Below are 15,504 nucleotides of genomic sequence, written 5' to 3'. Positions count from 1 at the left end.
CAAAAGGGCTTTTCAAGCCCGTCTCGTGCGGCTAGACCGCACGGACCGTCGGGGCGTAGCGCAGCCTGGTAGCGCGTCTGTTTTGGGTACAGAAGGTCGTGAGTTCGAATCTCGCCGCCCCGACCATTTTCCTGCAAGAGACTGTTTAGAAACACCTTCTTGAAGGTGTTTCGTAGCGCATACCGCCGCCCCTGAAGCGCATGCGGCATGGAGTGGCCTGATTTTTCGAGACCCTTTGAAACTTTCCGATTCCTGAGACGTGGCTACGAGCACGCGACAAGCGACAGGAGGAAGTTTTCATGGCCCATTTGGCCTCTAATTACGATTCATTCGAAACGTTTCTGGACCAGGCAGATGCCTTCTGGACCGTTGATCTGGGCGCGCTGAACAGTTCCGGTGTGCAGGGCACCGCAGTGCTGGCGATGGTCACCGACGACGATGGTTCGACCTATCTGAACGTCGCGATCTCGGCCACCGGGCTGACACCGTCGCAGACGCACGCACAGCACATCCACGGTCTGTTCGACGAAAACGGCACGCCGATTGATTCCGTGGCGCCGACCATTGCCGACGACCTGGACCGCGACGGCATGGTCGAGGTTCTGGAGGGGGTGAGCAAATACGGCGACGTGATCCTGCCGCTGTCGATGGACGGCATGATGCCGATGGCCGACGCCTCGGGGCGGATCTCGTTCGTCCAGAGTTATGACCTTGGCGACAACAGCAATTTCTTCAGCCCGGTCACGATGACCGACTACTTTGCATCCGACCTGATGCCGCTGGAACTGCGCGAGATCGTGCTGCACGGGGTCGAGATTCCCGATGGCATCGGCACGGGCACGGGCGGTGAGGTCGCAGGTGGTGAGAACGGCTATATCGGCATCCTGCCCGCTGCGGCCGGAAGTATCGAGGTTGCCACCCGCGAAGAGGCGTTTGCCGTCCTGGCAGAGCACCGCGAGACGGCAAGCGACACGGTCGTGCTGACCCCGAATCCCGACATGTTCGACGCGGGACCCGGGGATGACATGGTCGACGGGCTTGCGGGCGACGACACGATCGCGGGCGGCGCGGACAATGACTCGCTGATGGGTGGCCTGGGGGCCGACATCCTCGAAGGCAACGGCGGCAACGACACGCTGGATTCGGGCCAGATGGACGTCAACGCCCCGAACGCCGCCGATGCAGGCGCCTCGGGTGGCCTGACACTGGCCCAATATGACGGCGGCATCGCGGGTGGCGCCGGCAACGACATGATCATGGGCGGCGCCGGCGATGAGATCCTGACCGGCGACGATGACAGCCGCACCGCGGCGGCGACCGGCTCGACCTTTGACGCGATGGCCGACGGCATGGACACGATCCACGGTGGCGCGGGCAACGACGAGATCCACACCGGGTCCTGGTCGGATAGCGACCAGGGACTGCCCAACGCCCAGACCGGGATCATGGCCGACGTGGCCTATGGTGACGGCGGCGACGACATCCTGCGTGGGGCCGGGGGCGACGACATGTTGTTCGGCAACATGGGCGCGGACAACATCGGCGGCGGTGGCGGCGATGACATGATCTATGGCGATGGCATGTTCACCGGCGACATCGAGGGGATCACCGGCCAGATCTATCGCCTGTATGTCACCGCGTTCGATCGCGACCCGGACGGTCCGGGCTTTGAATCCTGGGCGACCGGGATCGGTACGGGATCGTTCAACCTGAGTGCAGCGGCAAACGGCTTCGCCAATTCGCCCGAGTTCAACGACGTCTTCGGTGGCGGCACGAACGAGGATTTCGTCCGCGCGATGTACCAGAACACGCTGGATCGCGGGGCCGATCCCGGTGGCCTGGCGCATTGGGTCGGCAAGCTGGATGCCGGTGCGTCCCGGGCCGAGGTCCTGCTGGGTTTCTCGGAAAGCCCCGAGATGCAGATGCGCAGTGCCTCGGACATGCAAGACTGGATCGATGCCCAGGGCACCAACGACGTGATAGCCGGCAACGGGGGCACGAACACCCTGTCGGGTGGCTACCTGTCCGACACCTTCGTCTTTGGCACCGACACGGGCAGCAGCCATATCGTGACCGACCTTGAATCCTGGGACATGCTGGACTTCACGGCCTTCGGCTATGCCGATGCGGATGCGGCCATCGCGCAGATGATGCAGCAGGGCGACGACGTCGTCTTCATGGATCAGGACGTGACCGTCACGCTGGAAGATACGCAGCTGGGTCAGGTCTCGAGCGATATGATCATGGTCTGACCATCGCGCGATCCGAGGATCACAAGCGTCCGGGCTCGCGGTCCGGGCGCTTTTTTATGCCCTCTGCCAAAGAATCGGTCACCACACTAGATGTGGTGGGGCAGGGGCGCTTTTCCCCGAATTGGAGGGTTGTGCGTGTTCGAGGAGCAACATCGGCAAGCCTCCGGCAAGTTAACAAAGATTAACCGTTCGGGCCGCCATTCCTGAAGTTATCCACAAGCATCTGTGCATAAACCGCCGTCTCTCTTTGTATTTCCAAGGTTTGCGCGAAAGCTGAAATTATTAACAGATCCGGGATGAATCGGGAGCCTCATACCGCCCCTAGTGGGGTGCCGTTTGGTCAACACAAAATATATGTAGATATCGTAAAAAAACGCGTTGACGATTCCGGTCCGTCGGGGCCATTTTGTGCAGGCCGGTCGGGACAGCCACTAGATATAGTGGGCGGCGGCAAGGGACAGACAAGCACAACATACACTCACACGAGGCATGGACCTCGGCCCGCGTGGCAACCGCGGGAGGGTGCTTTTGTCCTTTGCCTTACCGACCGGCACGAAAATAACGGGACACTCTTTAAGGGCAGCTGGGATGAAAATCGAACGCAAATTCACCAAGGCCGGTCAGGACGCTTACGCCGAAGTCGACTTTGTCACAACCAAGTCGGAAATCCGTAACCCTGACGGCACCACCGTCTTTGCGCTCGACCAGCTGGAAGTGCCCGCAGGGTGGAGCCAGGTGGCCAGCGACGTCATCGCCCAGAAGTACTTTCGCAAGGCCGGCGTGCCGACCGAGCTGAAGCGCGTCGCCGAAGAGGGCGTGCCCGAATTCCTGTGGCGCTCGGTCCCGGCGTCCAAGGACACGCCCCGCACCGGCGAAACCAGCGCACGCCAGGTCTTTGACCGCCTGGCCGGTGCCTGGACTTACTGGGGCTGGAAGGGTGGATACTTTACCACCGAGGAAGACGCCCAGGCCTATTTCGACGAGATGCGTTTCATGCTGGCCACCCAGATGGCCGCGCCGAACAGCCCGCAGTGGTTCAACACCGGCCTGCACTGGGCCTATGGCATCGACGGTCCCAGCCAGGGCCATTTCTACGTCGATTACAAAACCGGCAAGCTGGTGAAGTCGAAATCGGCTTATGAGCACCCGCAGCCGCACGCCTGCTTTATCCAGTCGGTTCAGGACGACCTGGTGAACGAAGGTGGTATCATGGATCTGTGGGTGCGCGAGGCGCGCCTGTTCAAGTACGGTTCTGGCACCGGCACGAACTTCTCCTCCCTGCGTGCCGAGGGCGAGGCGCTGTCAGGCGGAGGCAAGTCCTCCGGCCTGATGGGGTTCCTCAAGATCGGTGACCGCGCCGCGGGCTCGATCAAATCCGGCGGAACGACCCGTCGAGCAGCGAAGATGGTGATTTGCGACGCCGATCACCCCGACATCGAAGAGTTCATCAACTGGAAAGTGCGCGAAGAGCAGAAGGTGGCGAGCATCGTCGCCGGCTCGAAGATGCACGAAAAGATGCTGAACGGGATCTTCGACGCGATCCGCGCGTGGGACGGGGCAGAGGCCGACGCATATGATCCCAAGAGCAACGAGACCCTGAAGGCGGCCATCCGTGCGGCCAAGGGCGCCATGATCCCCGAGACCTATATCAAGCGCGTGCTCGACTACGCACGCCAGGGCTATGCCTCGATCGAGTTCCCGACCTATGACACGGATTGGGACTCCGAAGCCTATGCCTCGGTCTCGGGCCAGAATTCCAACAACTCGATCCGCGTCACCGATGCCTTCCTGAAGGCGGTCAAGGATGACACCGACTGGGAACTGATCCGCCGCACCGACGGCAAGGTCGCCAAGACCGTCAAGGCGCGCGACCTCTGGGAACAGGTCGGCCACGCGGCCTGGGCCTGTGCCGATCCGGGCATCCAGTTCCACGACACCGTCAACGCCTGGCACACGTGCCCCGAAGACGGCGCGATCCGTGGCTCGAACCCCTGTTCCGAGTACATGTTCCTTGACGACACGGCCTGCAACCTGGCTTCGATGAACCTGCTGACCTTCCTCAAGGACGGCCGTTTCGACGCCGAAAGCTATATCCACGCGACGCGCCTCTGGACGCTGACGCTGGAAATCTCCGTCCTGATGGCGCAGTTCCCGTCCAAGGAAATCGCACAGCTGTCGTATGACTTCCGGACGCTGGGCCTGGGCTATGCCAACATCGGCGGTCTGCTGATGAACATGGGTTACGGCTACGACTCGGACGAGGGCCGCGCGCTCTGCGGGGCGCTGACCGCCATCATGACCGGCACGTCCTACGCAACCTCGGCGGAAATCGCCGGTGAGCTGGGGGCCTTCCCGGGCTATGCCCGCAACCGCGATCACATGCTGCGCGTCATCAAGAACCATCGCAACGCCGCCTACGGCGCCTCGGAAGGCTATGACAACCTGGCGGTCAAGCCGGTCCCGCTGGACCTGGTGAATTGCCCGGACGAGGCGCTGGTGCACCTGGCCATGTCGGCCTGGGACGAGGCCTTTAGCCTTGGCGAGAAGCACGGCTATCGGAACGCGCAGGTCTCGGTCATCGCGCCGACCGGCACCATCGGCCTGGTCATGGACTGCGACACCACCGGCATCGAACCCGACTTTGCCCTGGTGAAGTTCAAGAAGCTCGCGGGTGGCGGCTACTTCAAGATCATCAACCGCTCGGTGCCTGGTGCGCTGGACAACCTCGGCTATACCTCCAGCCAGATCGAAGAGATCATCTCTTACGCTGTGGGCCACCAGACGCTGGGAAATGCGCCCGGCATCAACCACACCGCGCTGGTCGGCCACGGGTTCGGCCCGGCACAGATCGAGAAGGTGGAAAGTGCGCTGGCCTCGGCCTTCGACATCCGCTTCGTCTTCAACCAGTGGACGCTGGGCGAGGAGTTCTGCCGCGACGTGCTGGGCATCCCGGCGGAAAAACTGGTCGATCCCAGCTTTGACCTGCTGCGGCACCTGGGCTTCTCCAAGGCCGACATCGACGCGGCGAACGACCACGTTTGCGGGACCATGACCCTGGAAGGGGCGCCGCATCTGAAAGAGGAACACCTCAAGGTCTTCGACTGCGCCAACCCCTGCGGCAAGAAGGGCAAGCGCTTCCTCTCGGTCGACAGCCACATCACCATGATGGCGGCGGCGCAGTCCTTCATCTCGGGCGCGATCTCGAAGACGATCAACATGCCCAACGATGCGACCATCGAGGACTGCCAGAAGGCCTATGAACTCAGCTGGTCGCTGGGGGTGAAGGCCAACGCGCTCTACCGTGACGGTTCGAAACTGTCGCAGCCGCTGGCGGCCGCGCTGGTCGAGGATGACGACGAGGCTGCCGAGATCCTGGAAAGCGGATCGCAGCACGAAAAGGCGCAGGTCCTGGCCGAGAAGATCGTCGAAAAGGTCGTGATCAAGGAAGTGGCCCGCGCTGGTCGCACCAAGATGCCGGAACGCCGCAAGGGCTATACGCAAAAGGCCATCGTCGGCGGGCACAAGGTCTACCTGCGCACCGGTGAATACGAGGACGGCAACCTTGGCGAGATCTTCATCGACATGCACAAGGAAGGCGCCGGCTTCCGTGCGATGATGAACAACTTTGCCATCGCGGTGTCGGTGGGCCTGCAATACGGCGTGCCGCTGGAGGAGTTCGTCGACGCCTTCACCTTCACCAAGTTCGAACCGGCGGGCATGGTGCAGGGCAACGACTCGATCAAGAACGCGACCTCGATCCTCGATTACATCTTCCGCGAACTGGCCGTGTCCTACCTGGACCGCACCGACCTGGCCCATGTCAAACCCGAGGGCGCCAGCTTTGACGACCTTGGCCGGGGCGAGGAAGAGGGCGTGTCCAACGTCAAGGAACTGTCGGAAACCGCCGCCAGCCGCAGCCTGGAAGTGCTGAAGCAGATCAGCTCGACCGGCTACCTGCGCAAGCGTCTGCCGCAGGAACTGATTGTCCTGCAAGGCGGTCAGGCGACTGTGGCGCTGGAAGCGGGCACAGACCCCGACCAGGTGCTGCGCAGCCTTGTGCCCGCCACGGCGGCAGGGCCGAAGTCCGGCGGCTCTGCCTCCTCGGCGATGGCCATGACGGCGGTCACCAAGGCCAAGATGCAGGGCTACGAAGGCGAAGCCTGCGGCGAATGCGGCAACTACACGCTGGTGCGCAACGGCACCTGCATGAAGTGCAACACCTGCGGCGCGACGAGCGGCTGTAGCTGAGGAGCAGAACGATGGCGTCCTTCCGGATGGACTGCGTGCTCGAATGGGATGGCATTCTCAGCGATCCCATGACCCTCACGGTCAACGTGATCCCGGACGGACCGGATCACCGCGGCGCCGGGTCCTTTGCGATGCCGACGCGGTTCATCGGGACGGCAATGCGCAGCGAGGCGCCCGTGAGGGCCATCGCGCATGACGGCAGCGGGTTCGACCTGACGGTCCACCGCTTCGACATGACCACGGGCATCGCCTATTTCCGGACGCTTGGCGCCCTGCCGGTCGAGGACCGGCGGAGCGCCTGACGAGACACCCCTGGGGGGGTGATGCGGGGACACGTTGCCAGTGACCCCGCGTGGTTAGGGTGGTCAGGGAGTCCCGTCCCGCCATCCGTTCCAGGGGCCGGTGCGCTGGCCCCAGACGCTGACAAGGCCGCAGGCAGAAAAGACACGGGCGGTGAATCAGATGAGCCTTGTACGCGAAACTCGGGGCGTCCCTTCCCCAAAGGGACGCCCCCTTTCTTTTCCCTGAAATCGGCGCGGCAGGTTCCCGCCAATGGCCCCGAAACGTGTCCCTCGGCGGTGTCACGCCAGAATGGGCAGGCTCGGTTTGCGGGGTCCCGCCCGTGCTTTCGCACAGGCCGAGGTCCGCCTGTGCGAAGCAGCGTTTCCGGCAGTCCGCCGCGCGTTTTCGGCGCCCCGACCGCAAGCCCTCGCAGCGGCGAAAAATGCACCCCATGTTTGGCTCACTTCCAACCAACCACTCATGGAGGAAAGACAATGAAAACGCAGATCCTGACCGGCGCCGTCCTGGCCCTGTTCACCCTTCCCGCCTTTGCGCAGGACATGGAGGGCGACATGGCGCTCGACACCGACGGTGACGGCATGGTGTCTCTGGAAGAGGTGCAGGTCATGTACCCGGACGTCTCGCAGGACGACTATACCCAGGCGGATGCCGATGGCGATGGTCTGCTGAGCGCCGAAGAGCTGGACACGGCCCGCGCCGACGGGCTGATCCCGGCGGACGACGCCTGATCGGTGTGACACATGCCCCTGTCCCCGGGGCATGACATCGGCGCGCGGCGGCCCCTGGTCGCCGCGCGTTTTTCGTTGCAGGTCAGTGGGTCAGTGGGTCAGTGGGTCAGCGGAATTCGATCCGGCAGTTCACCAGTTCGCCAAAGACCGTCCGCTGGCAGACCCGCACGCGCTGGCCCTGTGGTTCCGGTGCGGGCGCCGCAGCCGAGGCCGGCGGGTTGAAGACCGGGGCAGGGGCGTTGCGCAGGCGCTCCTGCTCTTCTTCCTCGCGGCGCTGTTCTTCGGCGAAGACAGCATAGAGCGAGTCGCTCTGGCGGTTCAGCATGTCCAGCTGCGCACCATCGAGGAAACCGGTCGGCTCCAGCCCGTTGTTGCGCTGCCATTCGCGCAACGCGTCCCGGGTGCCGGGGCCAAAGATACCGTCCGCGCCACGGGTGTCGAACCCCAGCAGCGTCAGGCGGTTCTGAACTTCTTGCCGGTCGTCGAACAGCAGGCCAAGCGCGGCTTCGGTGCCCAGCGTGGTTGCCGGCAGGTTGCGCACGGGTGACACGATGATCGAGGAACTGGCGTCGGGGGCCGTCATCTTGCGCGCGTCGGCGAGGGTCTGGTTCTCGGGGATCAGTTTCCAGAAATCGCGGAAGGGTACGCCAGTCCAGTCCTGTGGCAGCAGCGCCTTGTGCACCTGGAACAGCGTCGGATTGCCGCCCGAAGTCCAGTCGGGGCTGGCGCGCAGGCGCAGGGCGGCGGCGGTTTGCCCTTCGGCGGGCGGGGCCGTGTTCAGCTCGACCTGGCAGCCCAGCCAGGACGGCACGCCGTCAATGATTGCCTCGACGACGTATGTGGCCTTGCGATGTGCCGTCGCGCCCTGCTCGCGCAGCACGCGGTGGTCGTAGACGGATCGCCCCGGGCTGGTCCGATCGGGGTCGAAATCCGGATTGGTCTGAATGCAGGAGCGCGTGACCATCGTGTCGCTCAGGCTGCTTGGGGCTTCGAACCCTTCGAGTTGCAGGCCCAGGGCGCGGGCCTGGTCGACCCGGTCGACCACCAGCATGTCGCTGTCTGTCAGCGCCAGCACCTGTGCGGCGAAATCGGCGGGCATGTTCAGCTGATCGAGGCGCGCGGTCAGTTCGCTGGCCGCGCGAAGGGCAGAGCCGTAGACCGCAGACATGTCCTGCGCCGCATAGTCCTGTTCCGCCAGCGCATGTGCCGGGCTGCCAAAGGCCAGCGTGGCGTTCAGATGCATCCGCTTGTTCGGCACCGGCCCCGCGTCGCGCGTCAGGCGGCTGCCCCCCAGCAAGACCAGCGCGCAGGCGTTCAGACATTCCGCCCCGTCATCAACGGCGGTGGGAATGCCACGTTCATGCAGGAAATCGGCGATCTTCAGGCTTTCCCCGAAGGACCCGCCGGAACTGTCGAGGCAGAGCGGACGCTCTCCGTTGCCGAAGCTGCGCAGGTCCATCGCGCGGATCTTGTCGAGGTCGCCTGGCAGGATCTCACCCGAGAGCGTGGCGGCGCAATTGAAATGGGTGCCGGTCTGCGAGGTGATTTCGCCCGCCTGTCCGGCGTTGGGCCCAAGGGCAGCGCAGGCAAGAAGCGCGGGCAGGAGGGAACGGGAAAGAAGAGCAGATTTCATAAGGGTCTCCGGAACCTGTCGCGTGGCAGCACACCAAGACATAGCCCCTCGGGGCGGTTTTTTCCAAGCCGACTATGGGTTTGCCGGGGATTGGTGCAGCAGCGGTGCAACCCTTTTGCCACCCGGTCGTGGCCCGGTGGCCGGTTTCGGGTGGGGGTGCCGGGTGAGGTTCGGGAGGCAACCGATTGAAATAAATTCATTTTCGAGGAATCCGGCGATGCCGTGGGTCAGGATCGGGCCACGTATCGGTCGCGTCGGTGATTGATCGTCACCATGAGGTTCAGGATCACTGCACCTGTCAGTGACACAGCCACCGTCAGCCAGTCAAAGATCGCCAGCGCCAGGACAAATACACAGAGATCAAACCCCAGTTGGACGTTTCCCGCAGGAATGCCGCGCGTATCCTGCAGCCACAGCGCCACGATTCCCACGCCGCCCAGCGTCGCTCCGTGCCGGAACAGCACGATCAGCCCCAGTCCCGCCAGAAGGCCAAAGAGCACGGCGCTGACCAACGGATGGATCGGTTCCAGCCGCAGGACAGTGGGCAGAAATTCTGTTTGCAGCGACAACAGGCCGACGGCCGCAAAGGTGCGCAGGGTAAAGCGCCACCCCATCTGCCGGACGGCCAGAATGTAGAACGGCAGGTTCAGCACGAAGAAGACGGCACCAAAGGACCAGCCTGCCGCGTAGCTGACGATCAGCGACAGGCCCGCGATCTGTCCGGTGATCAGAGCGCTGGATGTCAGGAACATGACCGCCAGCGCCATCATGCAGGTGCCCACGACCAACCCCAGGGCATCTTCCCAAAGGCTGTGACGGTCGGCTGGGGGCTGGGACAGAAGGGTCATGCATGTCCGATGCCCGCCGGCATCGCCTTTGGCAAGTTTGACGGGCGCAGATCCCCCCGCGCCCGCAGCACTTGCTGATCAATCGGGCATCAGCCCGCCAATGCCTTGTTGAGGTTCTCATCGATTTTTTCGAGGAAACCCATTGTGGTCAGCCAGCCCTGGTCGGGACCGACCAGCAGCGCCAGGTCCTTGGTCATGTGTCCGGCCTCGACGGTCTCGACGATCACGCGCTCCAAGGTTTCGGCAAAGGCACGCAGGGCGACGTTCTGGTCCAGCTTGGCGCGGTGCTTCAAACCGCCGGTCCAGGCGTAGATCGAGGCGATCGAGTTGGTCGAGGTCGACTGCCCGGCCTGGTGCTGGCGGTAGTGGCGGGTGACGGTGCCATGCGCCGCCTCTGCCTCGACGATCTTGCCATCGGGCGTCATCAGCTGGCTGGTCATCATGCCAAGGCTGCCAAAGCCCTGGGCCACGGTGTCCGACTGCACGTCGCCGTCGTAGTTCTTGCAGGCCCAGACGAATTTCCCGTTCCATTTCAAGGCACAGGCCACCATGTCGTCGATCAGGCGGTGTTCGTACCAGATGCCCTTTTCCTTGAACTTTTCCTCGAACTCGGCCTCGTAGACCTCCTGGAAGAGATCCTTGAACCGGCCGTCATAGGCCTTGAGGATGGTGTTCTTGGTGGACAGGTAGACCGGCCAGCCCAGGTTCAGGCCGTAGTTCAGCGAGGCACGGGCGAAATCGCGGATCGAGGCGTCCTGGTTGTACATGCCCATGTAGACGCCCGCGTCCGGCGCGTCGTAGACCTCGCGCTCGATCACCTCGCCGTCGGCGCCTTCCCATTTCATGGTCAGCTTGCCGGCGCCGGGGAAATGGAAATCCGTGGCCTTGTACTGGTCGCCGAAGGCATGGCGACCGACCACGATGGGAGAGGTCCAGCCGGGCACGAGGCGCGGCACGTTGCGGCAGATGATCGGCTGCCGGAACACCACGCCGCCCAGGATGTTTCGGATCGTCCCGTTGGGCGATTTCCACATCTTTTTCAGGCCGAATTCCTCGACGCGCGCCTCGTCCGGGGTGATCGTGGCGCATTTGACGGCCACGCCGACCTCCTTGGTCTTTTCGGCGGCGTCGATGGTGATCTGGTCCTCGGTCCGGTCGCGTTCCTCGATCCCCAGATCGTAGTACAGCAGGTCGAGGTCCAGGTAGGGCAGGATCAGCTTCTGCTTGATGAAATCCCACATGATGCGGGTCATCTCGTCCCCGTCCATCTCGACGATCGGATTGTCGACCTTGATCTTCGTCATCCTACGATTCCCATGCTGGCTGGCGGCAGTTCCCTGCCTCTCTAGCCGATCACCACCCGGGGGACCAATGCCCCGAGGAGACGGATAGGGGATTTCGTCAGGTGAGCTTGGGACGAAACAGGATCGCCGCCCAATCGGGCGGCGATGAGGTGGTGGTGGGGCTCATTCAGCCGGCTGTTGCATCTCTTCACGGCTGGCCATGCGGGACATGATCCAGAGTGCACCGATCAGAAAGACCAGGATGCCGGCGACGACCGGCAGGGGAGTGCCGTCAAAAGCAAGCCCGACCGGTACCGCAAGGATGACAGCCCCGACCGTGCCGAGGGCTCCCATGACAGAGGCGGCCAGCCCGGCGATATGGCCCATCGGTTCCATCCCCAGGGCGTTGAGATTGCCCATCGTCAACCCGACCATGAAAAAGATCGAGGTCTGCCAGAGAACGAAGCAGGCAAAGAGCGCGGTCCCTTCGACGCCGCCAAGCAGGACCAGCGTCATCGCCGCGCTCAGAATGACCTCGACCGTCAGGACGATCGTCACCATCTTGCGCATGCCGACCTTCATCACGAGCGCCGCGTTCAACAGGCTGGCCGAGGCTGAAATGATGGCGATGCCGCCGAACCACAGGGGAAAGCTGCCGGCCCGGTCAAAGAAGGCGTCGTAGATCGGCTGGATGTTCGAGATCATCACCACTAGAGCCCCAAAGCACAGCATCTGGGCGATCATGGACTGCCGGACGACCTGATGGGACACCATCTCACGAAGGGCCTCGCTGAGGGCGCCAAAGCGGAAGGGGCGCCGATCCTCGGGAGCCAGCGTTTCGGGCAGGCGCAGTGCCAGCCAGCCGCTGGACAGCGTGGCAAAGATCGCAAAGGCCCAGAACACCGCGTGCCAGCCGCCGACCCAGATCAGGCCGGCCCCCAGCGTCGGGGCAAGCGCCGGAACGATGGTGAAGATGACCATGACAAAGGACATGATCCGCGCCATCGCCCGCCCGGAGTAGAGATCACGCACAATGGCCAGCGCCACAACGCGCGGCCCGGCAGCGCCCAGGCCCTGCATGAAGCGCGCGACCAGCAGCATTTCCAGGCTATGTGCCAACAGGGCTCCGAGGGCCGACAGGATGTAGAGCGCAGCAGTCCCAAGGACCACGGTCTTGCGCCCGAAAGCATCCGAGAGCGGCCCGGTAAAGAAAGTGCCCAATCCCATGCCCAGCATGAAGATCGTGACGATAAGCGGCACCCGGTTCGGATCGTCGGGCGAGAACTGGGCCGTCAGCTCGGGAAAGGCGGGCAGCATGGCGTCGATGGAAAAGGCAATGCTGGCAAAGAGCATCGCAACGATGGCGATGAACTCGCCTCTACTGGGAAGACTTGACATGGAAACCTCGGGACACGGGAAAAAGGGGCCAAAACGCCCTTTCTCGGACATCCAGCTATATCCGAACGGTCACTGATTGAAAGACCAAGTTCGGTGAGCTGACGCACAGACTGGAGGCCGTTCATGCACCCGGAGCGGGAAACTACGGGTTCCTCGACACCTCTTCGTCGCTGTCAGGCGAGTCATCCCGGTTGGCCGGGTCCGCGTCGCTGCCCAGCCGCGCGATCAGCCATTCGGTGTGTTCCTCGCGTTTGCGCATGGCAAAGACGCCGAACTGCTGGATGGCCACGGCAAAGACCCCCAGTCCCAGCAGGATGAAGACAGTGGTTCCGATCTTGCCCGCGGGGGTCTGCGGCACCAGTTCGCCATAGCCCACCGTCGATAGCGTCACGACCGAGAAGAAATAGGAATCGAGCCAGGACCAACCCTCGACCAGGCGGAAGAATACCGTCCCGGCCGCGATGATCCCCGCCAACGTCAGCGCAAGCGTCAGAAAGCGCAGCCGGGTCATGTTTCGGGGGTGGCGCCGGTGCGCAGTTCCTCGATCACCCGGGACCACAACTCGGGCGGCTGCGCGCCGGGGACCGCATGCTGGCCTGCAACGATGAAGGTCGGGACCGAGTTGATGCCCATGCCGCGCGCTGCCGCGTCACGTTCCACGATCTCGCGCCGGTCCTCCTCCGAGGCCAGCAGGCGCAGGACCAGGCTTGCGTCCATGCCGTGGCTGTCGGCAACGTCGGCCAGCACCTCTGCATCGCCGATGTCGCGGCCCTCGACGAAATAGGCCCGGAACAGGCCGGCCACGATGGGCGTCTGCCGCCCCTCGATCCCCGCCCAGTGGATCAGCCGATGGGCATCAATCGTGTTCGGCGTCTTTTCGATCCGGTCCAGGTGCATGGTCACGCCGGCTTTGGCCGCGTGTTCCTCGACCGGCAGATAGGCCTGCACGGCGCCCTTCTGTCCGCCGAACTTGCCTTCGAGGTAGGCGCGCCGGTCCATGCCGGCGGCGGGCATCTCCGGGTTCAGCATGAAAGGCAGCCAGCGGACCTGGAACGGATGGTCCGGGTTCGCCTCCAGTGCACGGTCAAGGTAGGCCTTGCCGATATAGCACCAGGGGCAGATCGGGTCGGAGAAGATGTCGAGCTGGATCATGATAGCCTCCCTGGGCTCCTGCATACACGGGTTGTCCGGCGGGGGCGATTGCCCTTAGCCGTTCAGAACGTGATCCTTGAGCGCCTTGCGTTGCAGTTTACCGTTCGGATTGCGCGGCAGCGCGTCGATGCGGACAAAGGTGCGCGGGCACTTGTAGCGCGCCAGCCGTTCGGAGGCTGCGGATTTCAGTACCTCTTCGTCCAGCTCTGCTTCGGCGGTGTAGAAGGCGGCGACGATGCGCACGTCTTCCTTGACCGCGATATCCGTGACAGCCAGTTCAATCACCCCCGGCAGGCCGGCCAGCGCCGCCTCGACCTCCAGCGGAGACACGCGATAGCCGCCCGCGTTCATCATGTCGTCGTCGCGGCCCAGGTAGGTGATATGCCCGTCGCCGTCCATCGCGCCCCGGTCGCCGGTCAGATACCAGTCACCGCTGAATTTTTCGGCGGTTGCCTCGGGGGCACCGACATAGCGCAGCATCAGGCCGGGATCGTTGCGGTCGATGGCGATGGTGCCTTCGCTGTCCAGGGGGACCGGTGCTCCGTCATCGCCCAGGATCGCGACGCGGCGGCCCACCTGGGGCCGGCCCAGCGTGCCGGGCAGGGCGGGTCGTCCGGGTGCCGACGAGATGAAGGTGGAACATTCCGACATGCCGTAGGCCTCGTAGATCTCGGTTCCCGTGGCCTCGCGCCAGCGGTCCCGCAGCGCCTCGGACAGTTTCTCACCAGCGGCCAGCGTGTGACGCAGGGCGGGCATCTCGGGCACCGGAAATTTCAGGACCTGTCGAAAGACACCCGGCGCGGCAGCAAAAATCGTCGCCTCGAAGCGTTTCATCAGCAACGCCAGTTGCGCCGGATCGGTGCCCGCCGCCGGGATCAGCGCCGTGGCGCCCTTTGTCCAGGGGTCCATCAACCCGGTGCCCAGCGTGTAGGTCCAGTTGAAGGCCCCCGCGTGCAGCAGCCGGTCCTCGGTGCGGAGGCCATACCAGCCGTCCATCATCATCTGCCGCGCCCAGATCGCGCGGTGGGCATGGCCCACGGCACGGGGCGTGCCGGACGTCCCAGAGGTGTAGATGATATAGGCCAACCGGTCCGGATCCCCCATCTGGTAGTCCGCAGGCGGCAGATCGTGCCAGGCCTCGTAGGTCTCCGGCCCGAGAACCGGCAGATCGGTCTCCGGGCATGGGACGTTTTCGGCGCGAAGAATGGCCTTTGGTGCAAGTTGATCGATGATCTTGGTCACTTCCGGCGCGGTCAGCTGCGACGATGTCGGCACCGGCACCACGCCGGCTGCGATCGCACCCAGGTAGGCGATCGGGAAATCCACCGTGTTTCCCAACCGCATCAGCAGGATGTCCCCCGGTTCCAGCCCGGCCTGCAACAGGCCGGTTGCGGTGCCGCGCACGGCAGCGATCAGGCGCCCATAGGACCAGCGCTGTGCGCCCGAGGGTTTGACCACCGACAAGGCGATCTTGTCTGGCGTGGTCTCTCCCGCCGTCAGCACATGCGCGGCCAGGTTAAACGGTGCGGGGCAGGGGGCATAGCGCCCCTCGTCGAAAAGCGAGGCATCCAGGGTCATGCTTCATCGCCTAGACCGCGGCGCGAGGACCTGCAAGAGGGGCGCTTGCACATGGAGGGGGCGGGGCCTATAGCAGGACCC

11 protein-coding genes and 1 tRNA gene are annotated in these 15,504 nt (G+C 63.9%); 5 read left to right on the top strand and 7 right to left on the bottom strand.

The genetic code is table 11. The features are described from left to right. Positions 1-49 precede the first annotated feature (49 nt). The 5 genes from G9Q80_RS08295 (at position 50) to G9Q80_RS08275 (ending at position 7,531) form a co-directional block, all read left to right on the top strand. Positions 50-126, top strand: a tRNA-Pro gene (locus tag G9Q80_RS08295). Between the two features lie 173 nt (positions 127-299). After that, positions 300-2,252, top strand: a complete 1,953-nt coding sequence (locus G9Q80_RS08290; protein ID WP_088713780.1) for a DUF4214 domain-containing protein — start codon at positions 300-302, stop codon at positions 2,250-2,252. 588 nt (positions 2,253-2,840) lie between these two features. Continuing rightward, positions 2,841-6,500 carry a vitamin B12-dependent ribonucleotide reductase gene (locus G9Q80_RS08285; RefSeq protein ID WP_069208341.1) on the top strand — a complete coding sequence of 1,220 codons (3,660 nt, stop codon included), beginning with the start codon at positions 2,841-2,843 and terminating at the stop codon, positions 6,498-6,500. Positions 6,501-6,511: 11 nt separating this feature from the next. Then, entirely contained in the window at positions 6,512-6,802 is a 291-nt protein-coding gene (locus tag G9Q80_RS08280) for a hypothetical protein (RefSeq protein ID WP_074620548.1), read from the top strand. A 474-nt stretch (positions 6,803-7,276) separates the two neighbouring features. After that, a complete protein-coding gene (locus G9Q80_RS08275) occupies positions 7,277-7,531 on the top strand; it encodes a hypothetical protein (protein WP_043138980.1) in 255 nt (84 codons plus the stop codon). A 106-nt stretch (positions 7,532-7,637) separates the two neighbouring features. On the opposite strand, the gene G9Q80_RS08270 is transcribed toward G9Q80_RS08275, so the two are convergent. From G9Q80_RS08270 to G9Q80_RS08240, 7 genes are all read right to left on the bottom strand, one after another. Continuing rightward, a complete protein-coding gene (locus G9Q80_RS08270) occupies positions 7,638-9,164 on the bottom strand; it encodes a peptidoglycan-binding protein (protein WP_232788114.1) in 1,527 nt (508 codons plus the stop codon). A 227-nt stretch (positions 9,165-9,391) separates the two neighbouring features. Next, positions 9,392-10,012 (bottom strand): YitT family protein, encoded by a 621-nt coding sequence (locus G9Q80_RS08265; protein ID WP_088713781.1) that lies wholly within the window; start codon positions 10,010-10,012, stop codon positions 9,392-9,394. An 89-nt stretch (positions 10,013-10,101) separates the two neighbouring features. Further along, positions 10,102-11,316: an NADP-dependent isocitrate dehydrogenase gene (locus G9Q80_RS08260; RefSeq protein ID WP_043138973.1), complete on the bottom strand. Its 1,215-nt coding sequence runs from the start codon at positions 11,314-11,316 to the stop codon at positions 10,102-10,104. A 162-nt stretch (positions 11,317-11,478) separates the two neighbouring features. Then, on the bottom strand, positions 11,479-12,693 hold the full coding sequence (locus G9Q80_RS08255) for a multidrug effflux MFS transporter (RefSeq protein WP_088713782.1): 1,215 nt from the start codon (positions 12,691-12,693) through the stop codon (positions 11,479-11,481). Positions 12,694-12,835: 142 nt separating this feature from the next. Then, positions 12,836-13,204 (bottom strand): potassium channel family protein, encoded by a 369-nt coding sequence (locus G9Q80_RS08250; protein ID WP_043138972.1) that lies wholly within the window; start codon positions 13,202-13,204, stop codon positions 12,836-12,838. Further along, positions 13,201-13,845 carry a DsbA family oxidoreductase gene (locus tag G9Q80_RS08245; protein ID WP_088713783.1) on the bottom strand — a complete coding sequence of 215 codons (645 nt, stop codon included), beginning with the start codon at positions 13,843-13,845 and terminating at the stop codon, positions 13,201-13,203. The genes G9Q80_RS08250 and G9Q80_RS08245 overlap by 4 nt, the downstream gene beginning before the upstream one ends. Positions 13,846-13,899: 54 nt before the next feature. Beyond that, the gene (locus tag G9Q80_RS08240; protein WP_088713784.1) at positions 13,900-15,423 is read right to left on the bottom strand and encodes a class I adenylate-forming enzyme family protein; all 1,524 of its coding nucleotides are present in this window, start codon (positions 15,421-15,423) and stop codon (positions 13,900-13,902) included. Positions 15,424-15,504: the final 81 nt, after the last annotated feature.

Source organism: Mameliella sp. LZ-28, assembly GCF_012274245.1.
Classification (GTDB): Bacteria; Pseudomonadota; Alphaproteobacteria; order Rhodobacterales; family Rhodobacteraceae; genus Antarctobacter; species Antarctobacter albus.
This window is presented reverse-complemented; position numbering and strand designations above follow the sequence as displayed.